Below are 14,231 nucleotides of genomic sequence, written 5' to 3'. Positions count from 1 at the left end.
CCGCCGGCCGCGCGCCACTCGGTGGTCGCCCGCCACTCCGTGGTCGTGGGCCCGATCGTTGTTCGCCCGGCGGACCGGCCGGTCACCCCTTGGGCGCGGGGGTGCGCAGGTCGCGGACGGCCGGGACCAGCGCCACCAGCATCAACGCGCCCGTGATGGCGAAGGCGGCCGCGTAGCCCGCCGGTCCGGCCAGGGTGCCGAAGCCGACCGCGCCGACGCCCATGCCACCGTCGTACGCCAGATTCCACAGCGCGCTGACCGTGCCGTAGCCGGAGGCCGGGACCCGTGCGTACATCAGGGTCAGGGTCGCGTTCTGGGCGATGCCGAAGCCGACGCCGAAGACGGCCACCCCGGCCACGACGGCGACCGGGCTCCCGGTGAACGCGGTGATCAGCATGCCGCCGGCCGACAGGAGCAGGCTCGGCAGCACGAGCCGCGCCGGTCCGTGCCGGTCGCCGTACCGGCCCGCCGCCCAACGGGCCGCGGTCGACGCGGCGGGCTGCGTGAAGAGGGCCACCGCGACGACTCCGGACGCGGCGGCGGGGACCGCCAGCGGCAGGAAGGTGACGATGATCCCGGTCGCCAGGGCGGTGGTCGCGAAGACGATCGCGGGCCGGGCCAGGGCGCCGGTCCGCAGGGCGGCCACCATCCCCACCGGCTTCTCCGACGTCGCCTCCCGGTCGGGCAGACCCGGCACCGACGCGACGGCGGCCAGCGCGGCCACGCCCGCGGCGACGGCGACCGGGGTGCAGCCCACGTGCGCGGCCAGCCACACGCCCAGGGGCAGGGCGATCAGCGACGGTACGCCGGAGACCACGCCCACCAGCGCCAGACCCTCACCCCGCCGTTCGGCCGGGATCAGCGATGCGGTGAGCGCGCCGCCCGCCACCAGCGTGAGCGCGAAACCGAGGCCGCGGACCAGGCAGATCAGCACGATCCACGCCAGCGAGTGCGAGACGGTGAGGACGAGGGCGGGTGCGCCGAGCAGGGAGAGGCCGGCGATCAGTGCCACGCGGTATCCGTAGCGCGCTACGAAGCGGGGAGCGGCGAGTTCGCCGAGGACCGTGGACAGCATCAGGGCGCCGGTGGCCGGGCCCGCGCCCGACGCCGTGGCGTAGGCGGGGACGACCGAGAGCAGCAGGAAGAAGCTCACCGAGGCGCCGATCATGCTCACGAAGCGGAGCATCAGGGGCCGGGTGAGCAGCGGCGGCCGGGCGGCGGACCCGGAGGCCGGAGCAGTCGCCGCCGTCGGAGCCGTCGGAACGCAAACCTGATCCGGCGGACCGGGCATGGCGGGCATGGCGGGCGTGGCAGGAGCGGCAGAAGTGGTCGGCGCGGGCGCGGGCGCCGGGGCCGGTGAGGGCGTCTCGGCCCCACCCACAGTCCCACCCGCAGCCGGGCTGGGAGCCGGACCCGCAGCCGGACCCGCAGTCCCACGCGCAGCCGGGCTGGGAGCCGGACCCGCAGTCCCACGCGCAGCCCCTCCCGCAGCCGGACCTTCAGTCGGACCCCGACCCGGAGCCCCACCCGCAGCCGGACCCGCAGTCGGGCTCGGAGTCGTCGGAGTCGTCGGAGTTGTCCGGGGCGTCTGCGGCGTCTGCGGCGTCGGGGGAGTCGTCATGGGAACGACGTTAGATTTCGACCGGACCGTCGGTAAGCTCCAATTTCATGCCTCCGCAGTGGGCCGGTCTGTCGCCCGAGCTGCTGCTGTCCGTCGACCGGGACAGCGGCGAGCAGCTGCGCGCCCAGCTGGAGCGGCAGGTGCGCGAAGCGATCCGCACCGGCCGCCTCGGCGCCGGTGAACGTCTTCCGTCCTCCCGTGAACTCGCCCGCGGGCTCGGTCTGTCGCGCGGCCTCGTCCAGGACTGCTACGCCCAACTCCAGGCGGAGGGCTACCTGGTGACCCGTGTCGGTTCCGCCACGCGGGTCGCGGCGGGAGCCCATGTGCCGCCCGCGCCCGTCTCCCCGGACCCGGCCGCCGCACGCCTGATCGCGGACTTCCGGCACGGCGTACCGGACTTGGGAAGCTTCCCGCTCGCCGACTGGCTCTGGGCGACGCGCGAGGCGGGCCGTGCCATGCCGACGGCGGATCTGGACTACGGCGACCCGCGCGGGAGTTCGGTGCTGCGCGAGGTGCTGGCCGGATATCTGCGCCGGGTGCGGGCGGCCGCGGCCGACCCCGAGCGGATCGTCGTCTGCTCCGGCTACGCGCAGGGGCTCGGGCTGACGCTGCGCAGCCTGGCGCTCGCCGGTGTGCGTGTGGTGGCGTACGAGGATCCCGGCGGCCCCGCCACCGCGTCGGCCGCCGCCGGTGCCGCGGGACTGACGGCCGTGCCCGTGCCGGTCGACGAGGACGGCGTCGACGTACGGGCCCTCGACGCGACCGCAGCCCGCGCCGTCATCGTCACCCCGGCGCACCAGTGGCCCACCGGGGTCGTCCTCGCCCCCGCGCGCCGGCTCGCCCTCATCGAGTGGGCGATGCGGCGGGACGCGTACGTCATCGAGGACGACTACGACGCCGAGTTCCGCTACGACCGGGAGCCGGTGGGCGCGCTCCAGGGGCTGGCCGCGGACCGGGTGGTCTCGATCGGCACCGTCAGCAAGTCGCTCGCCCCGGCGCTGCGCATCGGCTGGCTGCTCTGCCCGCCCGCGCTCGCCGTCCCGGTCACGGAGGCCAAGCGGTTCACCGACCGCGGCTCCCCGACCCTCGACCAGCTCGCCCTCGCGAAGCTGATCGAGTCCGGCCGCTACGACCGCCACCTGCGCCGGATGCGCACCGTATACGCCGCCCGGCGCACGGCCCTGGTCACCGCGCTCGCCACGCACGCTCCGGAGGTCCGGCTCACCGGACTGGCCGCCGGGTTCCACGCGGTCCTGCACCTGGCGGCGGCGGCCGACGAGCGGTTCGTCGTCGCCGCGGCCCGGGAACGCTCCGTCGGCCTGTACGGCATGAGCTCCTGCCGCTCCGGTCACGCGTCGACGCCGGCCCAACTGGTCCTCGGCTTCGGCGACGTGGGGGAGCGGGCGATCGCCGAGGGGGTGGCGGCGGTCGGCGATCTGCTGACACCGGACGCGAGGCCGTCGAGCCGGCCGTGAGGCCGACGCCGGACGCGAGCCTGCCCGGCCGGTCCTGAGGATGGGGCAGGGGACGGGCCCGAGCCGGTCCGGAGATCGAGGGACCCCGAGAGCTAGAGCCGCGCCAGAGCTAGAGCCGCGCCCCCTTCAGCGCCATGTGAAGCAGGAGCCGGTCCTCGCCGTCGTCCAGGTCGAGGCCGGTGAGCTGTTCCACGCGGGACAGGCGGTAATAGAGCGTCTGTCGGTGGATGCCCAACTCGGCCGCCGTGCGGCCGGCCTGGCCCGCCCGGTCGAGGAACACCTCGGCGGTGCGCGCGAGTTCGCGGTGTGCCGGTGCCAACAGGTCGCGTACGACAGGGTCGTGGGCGACCTCCCGAGGGAGCGCTGTGAGCAGCCGGAAGGGGCCGATGGCCCCCCACTCGGCGACCGGGCCGAGCCGGGGTTCGGCCAGCACCGCACGCGCGGCGGCGGCCGCCTCGTGCCAGGCGGCCCCCAGTTCCCCGAGCCCCACCCGGGCCCCGGCGATCCCGGCTGCCGCCGTCCCGCCGGGGGAGGCGGCTCCCGGGGCGCCGTGGGAGGAAGCGGCAGCCACCGTCCCGCCAGAGGCTCCGGAGATGCCTGAGGCACCTGCGCCGCCGGGGGACGCGGACGCCGAAGCGCCGCCTCTCCGGGCCGGTCCCGCTGGACCGCCCGGACGGCCGGACCCGGTGGCCCCGGCCTCGCCGCGGACTCCCGCCGCCTCCCGTACAAACCGGGTGGCCGCCGTCAGCGCGGGCGTCAGTACGTCCGGCGAACGCAGCCGGACCAGCAGGGCGAGGCTCTGGCCGGTGGCGCCCCACGGGATGGTGCACAGCGCGGTCGCCCCCGGCACCGTACGGGCGGAAGGGGAGTCGTCCGGGTCGGCCGAGGGCCACGGCGCCACGCACACCACCGTGTGCAGGCCGTCGCCGCGCGGGCCGAGTGCCGTGCGCAGCTCGGCCACCGCCATGTCGCGCTGCCAGCCGCGCTCGGCGGTCAGGACGGCGCGCAGCTCGCGGGTGAGATCCGCACCGGCCTGGGCCTCGTCCGCGAGCAGGGCGCCGATGCGGGAGGCCACCTGCATGGCGGCGGTCAGCTGGGCGTCCGTGGGACCCGGGTCGTCGTCCAGCAGCCAGACATAGCCGAGGACGATGCCCCGATGGCGCACCGGGAGACAGATCCGCCCTCGGTAGACGCCGGCTTCCGGGGTCGGCGGGATACGGACGGGCCCGGTGGCGCGGGTGATGCCGAAGCCCTCGAACCAGGTGCGGACCGCCGTGGTGGAGCGGCGGGTGAGGATCGAGCGGGTGCGCACGGGGTCGAGGGCGGAGGGATCGAGGTCGCCCTCGCTGTCGTACGCGCCGAAGGCGATCAGCTCGAAATCACGGTTCTCCAGCGTCGCGGGGACGCCGAGGAGCGCCGAGATCTCGTCGACCAGCTCTTGGTAGTCGCCTCTGTATTCACCGCTCACCCGGGCATTCTCGCGCATTTCCGCGAGCCCTTCATACATATGTCTGAGATCCGGGGCACGGATGCGTGACAGCTGTCGATGGCCGAGGATCGGAGAGATCCTTAGGTTTCACGGTGGTTCTCCGTGCCGTACCCGAATCGTCGGGATTCGGCCTCCTACTGGCTTCGTTGTGGAGGTGCCCCGTGCTGGGTCCCGTGATTCTCGCCGCCTCGCGCAGCGACAAGATGCGCCGTCTGATCTCGGCAGCCCCGGTGACCAAGCCGGTCGTCGACCGGTTCATCCCCGGTGAGACCGTCGACCAGGTCGTCCCGATCATCAAGGACCTCACGGGCAAGGGCCTGGAAGTCACGATGGACGTCGTCGGCGAGGACATCACGACCCCCGAGCAGTCGTACGCCGCCCGTGACGCGTACCTGGAGCTGATCGGCCGTCTCCAGGAGCTCGGCCTCGGCACCAAGGCCGAGATGTCGATCAAGCTGTCGATGTTCGGACAGGCGCTGGAGGGCGGTCACGAGCTGGCCCTCGCCAACGTCCGCCCGGTCGTCGAGGCCGCCGCCGCCATCGGCACCACGGTCACGCTGGACGCCGAGGACCACACCACCCTCGACTCGATGTTCGCCATCCACGAGGAGCTGCGGAAGGACTTCCCGCAGACCGGCTGTGTGATCCAGGCCTACCTGTTCCGCACCGAGGCCGACGCCCGCCGCCTCGCCGGGAGCGGCAGCCGCGTCCGTCTGGTGAAGGGCGCCTACAAGGAGCCCGCCGAGGTCGCGTACCAGCAGAAGGCCGAGACCGACAAGGCGTACGTCCGCATCCTGAAGATCCTGATGGAGGGCGAGGGGTACCCGATGATCGGGTCCCACGACCCGCGCCTCATCTCCATCGCGCAGGAGCTCGCCCGCACGGCCGGGCGCAAACTGGACGAGTACGAGTTCCAGATGCTCTACGGCATCCGCAGCGACGAGCACCTGCGGCTCGCCGCCGAGGGCCACCGCATGCGCGTCTACACCGCGTACGGCACCGACTGGTACGGCTACTTCATGCGCCGCCTGGCGGAGAAGCCGGCCAACCTCGTGTTCTTCCTGCGAAGCATGATCACACGTGGCTGATTCCACTTGGCTGTGCCGCGGCTTCGGCCGAGGGTCCGGGGGTTGTCCCCCGGGCAGGCACAGCGCCCGCTCGATCCTCACCAAGGGCTGAGACCGAACCACCCGCTCGACTCAAGGAGTTACGGAAAAAATGGACGCTGTGACCCAGGTCCCCACCCCCGTCAACGAGCCGGTGCACGGCTACGCCCCCGGCTCGGCCGAGCGCGTCCGCCTCGAGGCCAAGCTCAAGGAGCTGGCCGAGAACCCGATCGACCTGCCGATGACCATCGGCGGCGAGCGGCGCATGGGCGGCGGTGACCGAATCGACGTCGTGCAGCCGCACAACCACAAGGCGCGCATCGGCACCTACGCCAACGCCACGCAGCAGGACGCCCAGGACGCCGTCGACGCGGCCCTCGCCGCCGCTCCCGCCTGGCGCGCGATGGCCTTCGACGACCGAGCGGCGATCATCCTGCGTGCCGCCGAGCTGCTGGCCGGTCCCTGGCGCGAGACGCTGGCCGCCTCCACCATGCTCGGCCAGTCGAAGACCGCCCAGCAGGCCGAGATCGACACCCCCTGCGAGCTCGTCGACTTCTGGCGCTTCAACGTCCACTACGCCCGCCAGATCCTCGCCGAGCAGCCGCCGGCGAACTCCCCGGGCGTGTGGAACCGCATGGACCACCGTCCGCTGGAGGGCTTCGTCTACGCGATCACGCCCTTCAACTTCACCGCGATCGCGGGCAACCTGCCCACCGCTCCGGCGCTCATGGGCAACGTCGTCGTCTGGAAGCCGTCCCCGACGCAGACCCACGCCGCCGTGCTGCTGATGCAGCTCCTGGAGGAGGCGGGCCTGCCCAAGGGCGTCATCAACCTCGTCACCGGCGACGGCATCGAGGTCTCCAAGGTCGCCCTGGAGCACCGCGACCTCGCCGGCATCCACTTCACCGGCTCGACCAAGACCTTCCAGTACCTGTGGAAGACGGTCGGCAACAACATCGAGAAGTACCGCTCCTACCCGCGTCTGGTCGGCGAGACCGGCGGCAAGGACTTCGTGGTCGCCCACCCGTCGGCCGACCGCGCGGTCCTCAAGACCGCCCTGACCCGCGGTTCCTTCGAGTACCAGGGCCAGAAGTGCTCGGCGAGCTCCCGCGCCTACATCCCGGCCTCCATCTGGAACTCCGGTTTCAAGGAGGACTTCGCGGCCGAGGTCGACTACCTGACCATGGGTGACGTCACCGACCTGTCGAACTTCATGGGCGCGGTCATCGACGAGCGGTCCTTCGCCAAGAACAAGGCGGCCATCGACCGCGCGAAGACCGACCCGACCTGCACGATCGTCGCGGGCGGCTCGTACGACGACTCCGTCGGCTACTTCGTGCGCCCGACCGTCGTCGAGTGCTCGGACCCGGAGAACGAGGTCTTCACGACCGAGTACTTCGGTCCCTTCCTCGCCGTGCACGTCTACGAGGACGACAAGTACGACGAGATGCTGACCCAGATGGAGTCGGCGTCCGACTACGCGCTCACCGGCGCGGTCATCTCCGGCGACCGCGCGGCGGCCGCGTACACGATGGAGAAGCTCCGCTACGCGGCGGGCAACTTCTACATCAACGACAAGTCGACCGGCGCCGTCGTCGGCCAGCAGCCCTTCGGCGGCGGCCGTGCCTCCGGCACCAACGACAAGGCGGGCGCCCCGCAGAACCTGATGCGCTGGACGCTGACCCGCGCCATCAAGGAGACGCTGGTTCCGCCGACCGACTACGGCTACCCGCACATGGGCTGACAGCCCAACGCGGCCGTCGGCCCCCGGGCCGGCCGCCCGTCACCCACTCCGCCCCCGCCCCACGGTCTCCCCCGTCCGTGGAGCGGGGGCGGTTCCCATTCCGGGCCCCGCGGAGCTATCCGGGCAACTCCGTCCGCTCCCACCACTCGTACACGGGCAGCCGGCCCTCCGGCGAGTCCGCGTGACGTGGGGTCGGCCTGAAGTGTTCGTATCCACCGCGCAGCTCGATCTTCACGTCCGATCCGGGGTCCGGGGCGGGGACGATCCGTTCGGACAGGTCGTCCGGGCCGCCCTCGAGCAGTGCTTTCGTCGTGTCGCTCATGCCGTCACCGTTCCCTCTGCCGGGCCCGATGTGGCATGCCCGGCCGAGGATCAGTCGTGCGGGTGACCCGACTGCCGGTCGTCGGCCGTTGCCCTCCGGCCGAGGAAGCCCCTGACGAGGGCCGCGATCTGTGCCGCGTGCGTCTCCAGGGCGAAGTGGCCCGTGGGGAGCAGATGGATCTCCGCGTCCGGGAGGTCGCGGCGGAAGGCGAGGGCGCCCTCCGGGACGAAGATCTCGTCGTGACTGCCCCAGACCGCCAGGAGCGGGACCCGGCTGGTGCGGAAGTACTCCTGGAAGGCCGGGTAGAGCGCGAAGTTGGAGCCGTAGTCGGAGATCAGGTCGAGCTGGATCTCCGGCTGGCCGGGGCGGGCCATCAGAGCCGCGTCGTGCTCGTAGGCGTCGGGGCTGACCAGCGTCGGGTCCGGCACGCCGGTCAGGTACTGCCACTGGATGCCGTCGGGGCTGCTGATGGCCCGGACCGGCGCCTCCGTCTCGGGTGTGCGCTCCGCGATCAGCGCCAGCACCGGAGCCCAGGCCTCGGCGCCCAGCCCCTCCTCGTACGCGTTGCCGTTCTGCGTGATGATCGCGGTCACCCGCTCGGGGTGCGCGAGCGCGAGGCGCAGGCCGATCGGGGCGCCGTAGTCCTGGATGTAGAGCGCGTACTCCTTGAGGCCGAGCTGCTCGGTGAACTCTTCGGTGATCTCGGCCAGCCGGTCGAAGGAGTAGGGGAAGTCGGTGGCCGCCGGGGCGGCCGAGCGGCCGAAGCCGAGATGGTCGGGGGCGACCAGGTGGTAGCGGTCGGCGAGCAGCGGCAGCAGGTCCCGGAACATGTGCGAGCTGCTCGGGAAGCCGTGCAGCAGGAGCAGGACGGGCGCGTCCGCGGGGCCGGCCTCGCGGTAGGCGATCCGGTGGCCGCGGACGGTGGTGGTGCGGTGGTGGACCGGGTGGCTGCTCATGATCGGATCCCCTAACCCCTGAAAGCATCTTTGGTGGTGAGAGCAGTTCACCATGCACGGATCTAACCAGTCAATGGGTTTTTAAAGGTTAGATGCCGCCCGTGTGTGGTCGCCGCCGCCCCGGGTCGGCGCGGTGAGAGGGCTGGGATTCCTGTCTCCCGTGTGAATACTGGCCGGATGGCCACCCGACTGCGGATCGCCCACACCGCGGACCTCGCCCCCGCCGAACTCCGCGCCGCCCGTGCCCTGTTGGAGGACGCCTTCGACGGGGACTTCAGGGACGAGGACTGGGACCACGGACTCGGCGGCATGCACGTCCTGGTCCATGACGGCCGGGGCCTCGCGGCGCACGGCTCGGTGATCCAGCGGCGCGTCCTGCACCGCGGCCGCTCACTGCGCGTCGGATACGTGGAGGCGGTCGGCGTTCGCGCGGACGTGCGGCGCACGGGGCTCGGCGGGCGCGTGATGGCGGAACTGGAACGGATCATCGAGAGTGCCTACGGGCTCGGCGCGCTCTCCGCGAGCGAGGAGGGGGCCGCCCTGTACACGGTCCGGGGCTGGCGGCTCTGGCCGGGCCAGGTCTGTGTCCTGGCGCCGGACGGTGCCGTCCGCCGCCTGCCCGAGGAGGAGGGAACCACCTTCGTCCGTCCCGGCGCGGCCGTGGGTCCCCTCGACCCGGCGTACGGGCTGGTCTTCGACTGGCGGGACGGCGACGTGCTCTGACCGGAACGGGTGCCGGCGGAGCGCCCGCCGTACCGGTCGGTCGACCGGGGTAGGCCGGCGGCGCGGTAAGCCGGCGGCGCGGTAGGCGGCCGAGCCAAGTCGGCCGCGCTAGCTCGGCCGCGCTGGGTCGGCCGCGCTGGGTCGGCCGCGCTGGGTCGGCCGCGCTGGGTCGGCCGCGCTGGGTCGGCCGCGCAGCGGTCAGCCGGTCGCGGGGGCCGCGTCCACGGCGGGGCCGAACTCCCCGGCCACGCGGGTGAGTGCCCCGCGGAGCCACCGGTGCGCCGGATCGGTGTCCAGTCGCACGTGCCACGCCTGCGCCGACACCACCTCCGGCAGGTCCAGCGGAATCTCCAGGGTCACGAGCGGCATCGCCCGGCACGCCTCGGTCGCGACCTCCGAGGGGACCAGGGCCAGTGCGTCGGTGCGCAGGGCGAAGAAGCAGGCCGCGCCGTAGGTGGGGGCGGTGGCCAGGACGTCACGGCTCAGGCCGAGTTCGGCGAGACGTTCGTCCACCACGCTGTGCGTGCGGCCGCGCCGGGTGACCGTGATGTGGGGCAGCGCGGCGAAGCGGGCGGCGGTCAACGGGCCGTGCGCGAAGGGGGCGTCGGCGCGCGCGACGGCCATGTACCGGTGCACCCGGAGGGCGGCGCTGCGCACGTCGTGCGGCAGTTCCTCCGGCAACTCGCCGACGTCCAGGTCGACATGGGTGCGCAGGTCCGCCGGGTCCTCGTCGCCCTCCGGCAACAGCCGCAGTCGCACGCCGGGTGCCTCCCGCGCCGCCAGCTCCAGCAGCGGAGAGCCCAGGGACATCGCGACCCCGTCGTTCGTGCGGATCCTGAACTCCCTTCGCAGGGAGGCAAGTTCGATGTCGCGGGGCGGGTGGAGGGCGGCCACGGCGGCCGCGAGCGCCGCCTGCACCCCGGGCTGCATCTCCCGCGCGCGGGGCGTGAGGGTCAGGCCCCGGCCCGACGGGACGAGGAGCGGGTCGCCGACGACCCGGCGCAGCCGGCCCAGGGTGCGGCTCATCGCCGAGGGGGACACGCTCAGTTCGGCCGCGGCGCCCGCGACGCCGCCCGCGCGCAGAAGGGCGTCGAGAGCGGGGAGCAGGTTCATGTCCGGGAGGGGGGACGCCCCGTCCCGTGCGGGGGACCGTGAATGCTGCATGGGACGCAATGCTACGTGAAGCAATCGGACCTTGTGTGCAGTAATGGTCCGCCCCGAACCTGGACCCATGATGGATTCGCGTCAGCGCGGCACCGCGCTCCTGGTCGCGGGCTGCTTCTTCATGGAGATGCTGGACGGCACGATCGTGTCGACCGCCGCCCCGCAGATAGCCGCCGACCTGCACACCACACCCGCCTCGGTCGGCCTGGTCGTGACGGCCTACCTCGTCACCCTCGCCGTCCTCGTCCCCCTCTCCGGCTGGCTCACCGCCCGGTTCGGTCCACGCCGCGTCCTCCTCGCCGCGATCACGGTCTTCACCCTCGCCTCGCTGGCCTGCGCCCTCGCGCCCGGCCTCGGCGTCCTCGTCGTGACCCGGGTCCTCCAGGGCGCGGGCGGCGCGATGATGGTGCCGGTCGGCCGGCTCGTCGTGGTCGCCGGGATCGCCAAGCGGGACCTCCCGCGCGCGGTCGCCTACATCGTGTGGCCGGGCCTCGCCGCCCCGGTCGTCGCGCCGCTGCTCGGCGGCGTGATCACCACGTACGCCTCCTGGCACTGGATCTTCCTCCTGAACGTGCCGCTCGGGGTGGTCGCCCTGCTCGTCGCCCGCCGGCTCATCGCGCCGGGCACGCCGGGCGGGGCGCCGCCGCTCGATGTGCCCGGCATGCTGCTCACCTGCGTCGGTCTCGCCGCCCTGACCTGGACCGCGCATCTGGTGTCCGGGGACCGGAGCGGCCCGGCGGAGACGGCCGTGACCGGTGCCGTCGCGGTCGTGGCCCTGGCGGCGGCCGTACGCCATCTGCTGCGCACCGCGCATCCGCTGGTCAACCTGCGCACCCTGGACGTCCCGTCCTTCCGGGCCGCGGCGCTCGACGGCTCCCTCTACATGGCGGTCGTCTCGGCTCTCCCCTTCCTGCTGCCCCTGCTCTTCCAGGAGACCTTCGGGTGGAGCGCGGTGAAGTCGGGTGCCGTGGTCCTGTTCGTCTTCGCGGGCAACATCGGCATCAAGCCGGCGACGACGTATCTGATCAACCGGTTCGGATTCCGGCCGCTGCTGGTCGTCTCCACCCTGGGGCTCGCGGTCACCACCGCGGGCTGCGCGCTGTTCACGGCGTCGACGCCGGTCGCGGTGATCGCGATCGTCGTGGCCGCCGGCGGTGTCGCCCGTTCGGTCGGACTCAGCGGCTACGCGACGATCGCGTTCAGCGAGACGGGGGAGGAGCGGCTGCGCGACGCGAACGCCCTCTTCGCGACCTCGCACCAACTGGCCGCGGGGCTCGGGATCGCGATCGCCACGGTCGCGCTGCGCGGGGGCGAGGCCCTGACCGGCGGAGCGCGGTCGGCGTACGCCGTCGCGTTCGTGGTGCTGGGCGCGCTGTGCCTGCTGCCGACGGTGGGAGCCCTGCGGCTGCACCCCGGGGCGGGTGATGCCGTCCGGACCGTCGTCCCTGGTCGGAGCGGTGTGACGCGATCCGCCGTCTCAGATAGTAGGAAGTCCGAGTAATTGTGGAGACAGATGCCCGGTCCTCGCCTAGTTTTGTAGGAGCCGAACGTCTCGCTCGACCAAGCGAATGGCGGTCGTGAGCCGGAGCCCCTGGCAGGCAACCCCTGCGGCACCGCTCCCCGCCCCTTCCGGCGTCTCGTAAATCCCTCACCGCACTTCCGGCCGCCCGTGTGGGCTCCGCCGGAGGCAAGGAGTCGATTCATCATGGCCGAGACGACCGTCCGCCGAGTCCGTCACCTCTCCCGTACGAACAGCGAGTCCGACCGCAAGAACGCCGCCGCGGCGCTCCAGCGTGCCCTGGACCGCAGGGACAACGGCGGCGCGACGGGCCACTGAGGCCCGGCGCCTCTTCTGACCGGGAGCCGCACCCGCAGGGGTGCGGCGCGGGGCCACGCCCCGCGCCGCACCTCGAAGTGCTGAGCCGCGCCGTGCTCAGCTCCCGCGCCGCACCTCGAAGTGGTCGATGCGCTCGCCGCTCTGGGCCAGCGCCGACACCTTGAGCCGGGGTGAGGAGCCGGCCTCCGCCTCCACCGAGAGGAAGGAGAAGCCGGTGTACCGCACCCGCGACCACTCCACGGTGTCCGCCTTCTGCCGCTGCGACTTCGTCCAGTGGAAGGTCTCGATGGACTCGCGGCGCGTGACCTTCCCCTCGAAGCTGTCCCTGACCCCGGTGGGGAACCGGTAGAGGCTCTTGCCCGCCCCGCCCGCCGTGACGTACACGATCCCGTCCCGGGTCGGATCGGTAGAGGCGCCCACCGGCACCTGCTTGCCCACCCTGCCGCCCTTGATGGCGTCGGTACGCTCGTACACATGGTTGTGTCCGTTGATCACCAGGTCCACCTGGTGCTTGGCGAACAGCGGCACCCAGGCGTCGCGCACACCGCCGTCGGAGGCGTGCGTCGACGTCGAGTAGGCGCAGTGGTGGAAGAAGACGACGATGAAGTCGACCTGCCCGCGCAGCTCCCCGAGCCGCTTGTCGAGCCAGGCCGTCTGCCTGCCGCCCGAGTAGCCCTTGTTGGCGGGGATCTCGTACGACACGTCGTTGGCGTCCAGGGCGACGACGCCGACGTTGCCGTAGACGAAGGAGTAGACGCCCGGCGCGTGCTCGGAGTCGAAGCCGTTGCCGGGTAGCGTCCAGCGCGCGGACTGGCCGCCGTAGCCGTTCGGCGAGTACCAGGCCTCCATGTCGTGGTTGCCGGTCGTCACCATCCACGGCACCGACTTCGCGACCGTCTCGGTCTGCCTGAGGAACAGGTCCCAGGCCCCCGGGTCGTAGATGTCCGAGTCCTCGCCGTGCCCGGTCCCGTCCGCGTAGCAGATGTCGCCCGCGTGCAGGTGGAAGGCCGGGCCGCGGCCGAGGAGCACCTTGTCGTTGGCGAGCGCGTCGGGCGTGACGCCCTGGTCGCCGAAGGCGGTGAACACGAACTTCTCGGGGTGCGCCGGCGCCGTGCGGAAGTGGCCGATCGTGGAGTGCCGCGCCTTGCTCGCCGGGTCGAAGCCCTCGTGGCCGACGCCGTAGTAGTACGTCGTCCCGGGGCGCAGCCGGTCGAGGGCCGCGTGCACGTAGTACTGGTCCAGCGCCATCCGCTGTCCGGCGATTCCCGGTGTGCGCAGGTGGCGGACCTCGGCCTCGATCCTGCGGCTCAGCGACCAGGGCGTCGGGCCCACCCGGATGAACGGCTTCCTGACCGCGAACGGCACCTGCCAGGAGATCCGCATCTGGGTCTTCGGATCCGCGCCGAAGGCGAGGTGGCGGCCGAACGGCGTGACGGCGGAGCCGGACACCCGGCCGGTGGCCGGGTGCGGCGACGAGCCGGCCGCCGTCCGTGCGGGGGCCTCGGCGCCCGAGGCGCAGCCGGTCAGCAGCCCGCCGCCCGCGAACGCGCTCGCCGCCACGAGCGCGCGGCGCCGTGTGAGCTTCGTCCGCAGGTAGTCGTACTGCTCGGCCATGCTCATGTCGCGTGCGAGCTCGTGCGGAATGCCGACGTCGGGGACGGGGAGTCCGGGGGGAGTCCCCCTGGAGGCAGCGGTCATGTCTGGAAAGTTCCCAGCGTGCGCCGACAGCCGTCGTACGTACGAGTGAACATGGGCCGAAGGGTAGGGGTTCTCCGGCACCGACCTGTCCGGATG

Annotated in this window: 12 protein-coding genes; 6 read left to right on the top strand and 6 right to left on the bottom strand. The window is 72.7% G+C overall.

Annotation, left to right across the window (positions count from 1 at the left end; genetic code table 11):
* Positions 1-82: 82 nt before the first annotated feature.
* Complete coding sequence (locus OOK38_RS05665) at positions 83-1,168, bottom strand: MFS transporter (protein ID WP_266765865.1); 1,086 nt, start codon at positions 1,166-1,168, stop codon at positions 83-85.
* A gap of 500 nt (positions 1,169-1,668) precedes the next feature.
* Between OOK38_RS05665 and OOK38_RS05660 the strand changes: the two genes are divergently transcribed.
* On the top strand, positions 1,669-3,096 hold the full coding sequence (locus OOK38_RS05660; RefSeq protein WP_266763077.1) for a PLP-dependent aminotransferase family protein: 1,428 nt from the start codon (positions 1,669-1,671) through the stop codon (positions 3,094-3,096).
* A gap of 109 nt (positions 3,097-3,205) precedes the next feature.
* On the opposite strand, the gene OOK38_RS05655 is transcribed toward OOK38_RS05660, so the two are convergent.
* Positions 3,206-4,582, bottom strand: a complete 1,377-nt coding sequence (locus OOK38_RS05655; RefSeq protein WP_266848176.1) for a CdaR family transcriptional regulator — start codon at positions 4,580-4,582, stop codon at positions 3,206-3,208.
* Between the two features lie 164 nt (positions 4,583-4,746).
* On the opposite strand from OOK38_RS05655, the gene OOK38_RS05650 reads away from it, so the two are divergent.
* Together OOK38_RS05650 and pruA are read left to right on the top strand one after the other, a co-directional pair.
* On the top strand, positions 4,747-5,673 hold the full coding sequence (locus tag OOK38_RS05650; RefSeq protein WP_266763081.1) for a proline dehydrogenase family protein: 927 nt from the start codon (positions 4,747-4,749) through the stop codon (positions 5,671-5,673).
* 130 nt (positions 5,674-5,803) lie between these two features.
* A complete protein-coding gene (gene pruA / locus OOK38_RS05645; RefSeq protein ID WP_266763083.1) occupies positions 5,804-7,435 on the top strand; it encodes an L-glutamate gamma-semialdehyde dehydrogenase in 1,632 nt (543 codons plus the stop codon).
* Between the two features lie 115 nt (positions 7,436-7,550).
* Here the strand turns inward: pruA and OOK38_RS05640 are convergent, their stop codons facing one another.
* Together OOK38_RS05640 and OOK38_RS05635 are read right to left on the bottom strand one after the other, a co-directional pair.
* Positions 7,551-7,757 (bottom strand): DUF5988 family protein, encoded by a 207-nt coding sequence (locus tag OOK38_RS05640; protein WP_266763085.1) that lies wholly within the window; start codon positions 7,755-7,757, stop codon positions 7,551-7,553.
* 50 nt (positions 7,758-7,807) lie between these two features.
* Positions 7,808-8,713, bottom strand: coding sequence for an alpha/beta fold hydrolase (locus OOK38_RS05635; protein ID WP_266763087.1), 906 nt, complete (start codon positions 8,711-8,713; stop codon positions 7,808-7,810).
* A gap of 177 nt (positions 8,714-8,890) precedes the next feature.
* Here OOK38_RS05635 and OOK38_RS05630 point away from each other — a divergent pair, with 177 nt between their 5' ends.
* Entirely contained in the window at positions 8,891-9,436 is a 546-nt protein-coding gene (locus OOK38_RS05630; RefSeq protein WP_266763089.1) for a GNAT family N-acetyltransferase, read from the top strand.
* A gap of 198 nt (positions 9,437-9,634) precedes the next feature.
* Here OOK38_RS05630 and OOK38_RS05625 read toward each other — a convergent pair whose 3' ends face one another.
* Positions 9,635-10,600: a LysR family transcriptional regulator gene (locus OOK38_RS05625; protein WP_266763090.1), complete on the bottom strand. Its 966-nt coding sequence runs from the start codon at positions 10,598-10,600 to the stop codon at positions 9,635-9,637.
* Positions 10,601-10,667: 67 nt separating this feature from the next.
* On the opposite strand from OOK38_RS05625, the gene OOK38_RS05620 reads away from it, so the two are divergent.
* Both OOK38_RS05620 and OOK38_RS05615 read left to right on the top strand, forming a co-directional pair.
* Entirely contained in the window at positions 10,668-12,101 is a 1,434-nt protein-coding gene (locus OOK38_RS05620; RefSeq protein ID WP_266848175.1) for an MFS transporter, read from the top strand.
* 204 nt (positions 12,102-12,305) lie between these two features.
* Positions 12,306-12,437: a hypothetical protein gene (locus OOK38_RS05615; RefSeq protein WP_266763092.1), complete on the top strand. Its 132-nt coding sequence runs from the start codon at positions 12,306-12,308 to the stop codon at positions 12,435-12,437.
* 96 nt (positions 12,438-12,533) lie between these two features.
* Here the strand turns inward: OOK38_RS05615 and OOK38_RS05610 are convergent, their stop codons facing one another.
* Positions 12,534-14,135: a metallophosphoesterase family protein gene (locus OOK38_RS05610; protein ID WP_266763093.1), complete on the bottom strand. Its 1,602-nt coding sequence runs from the start codon at positions 14,133-14,135 to the stop codon at positions 12,534-12,536.
* Between the last annotated feature and the right edge of the window lie 96 nt (positions 14,136-14,231).

Origin of the sequence: Streptomyces sp. NBC_00568, assembly GCF_026341855.1 — a bacterium.
GTDB lineage: Bacteria > Actinomycetota > Actinomycetes > Streptomycetales > Streptomycetaceae > Streptomyces.
Note: the sequence above shows the minus strand (reverse complement) of the source record. Positions and strands in the feature narration are given on the sequence as shown.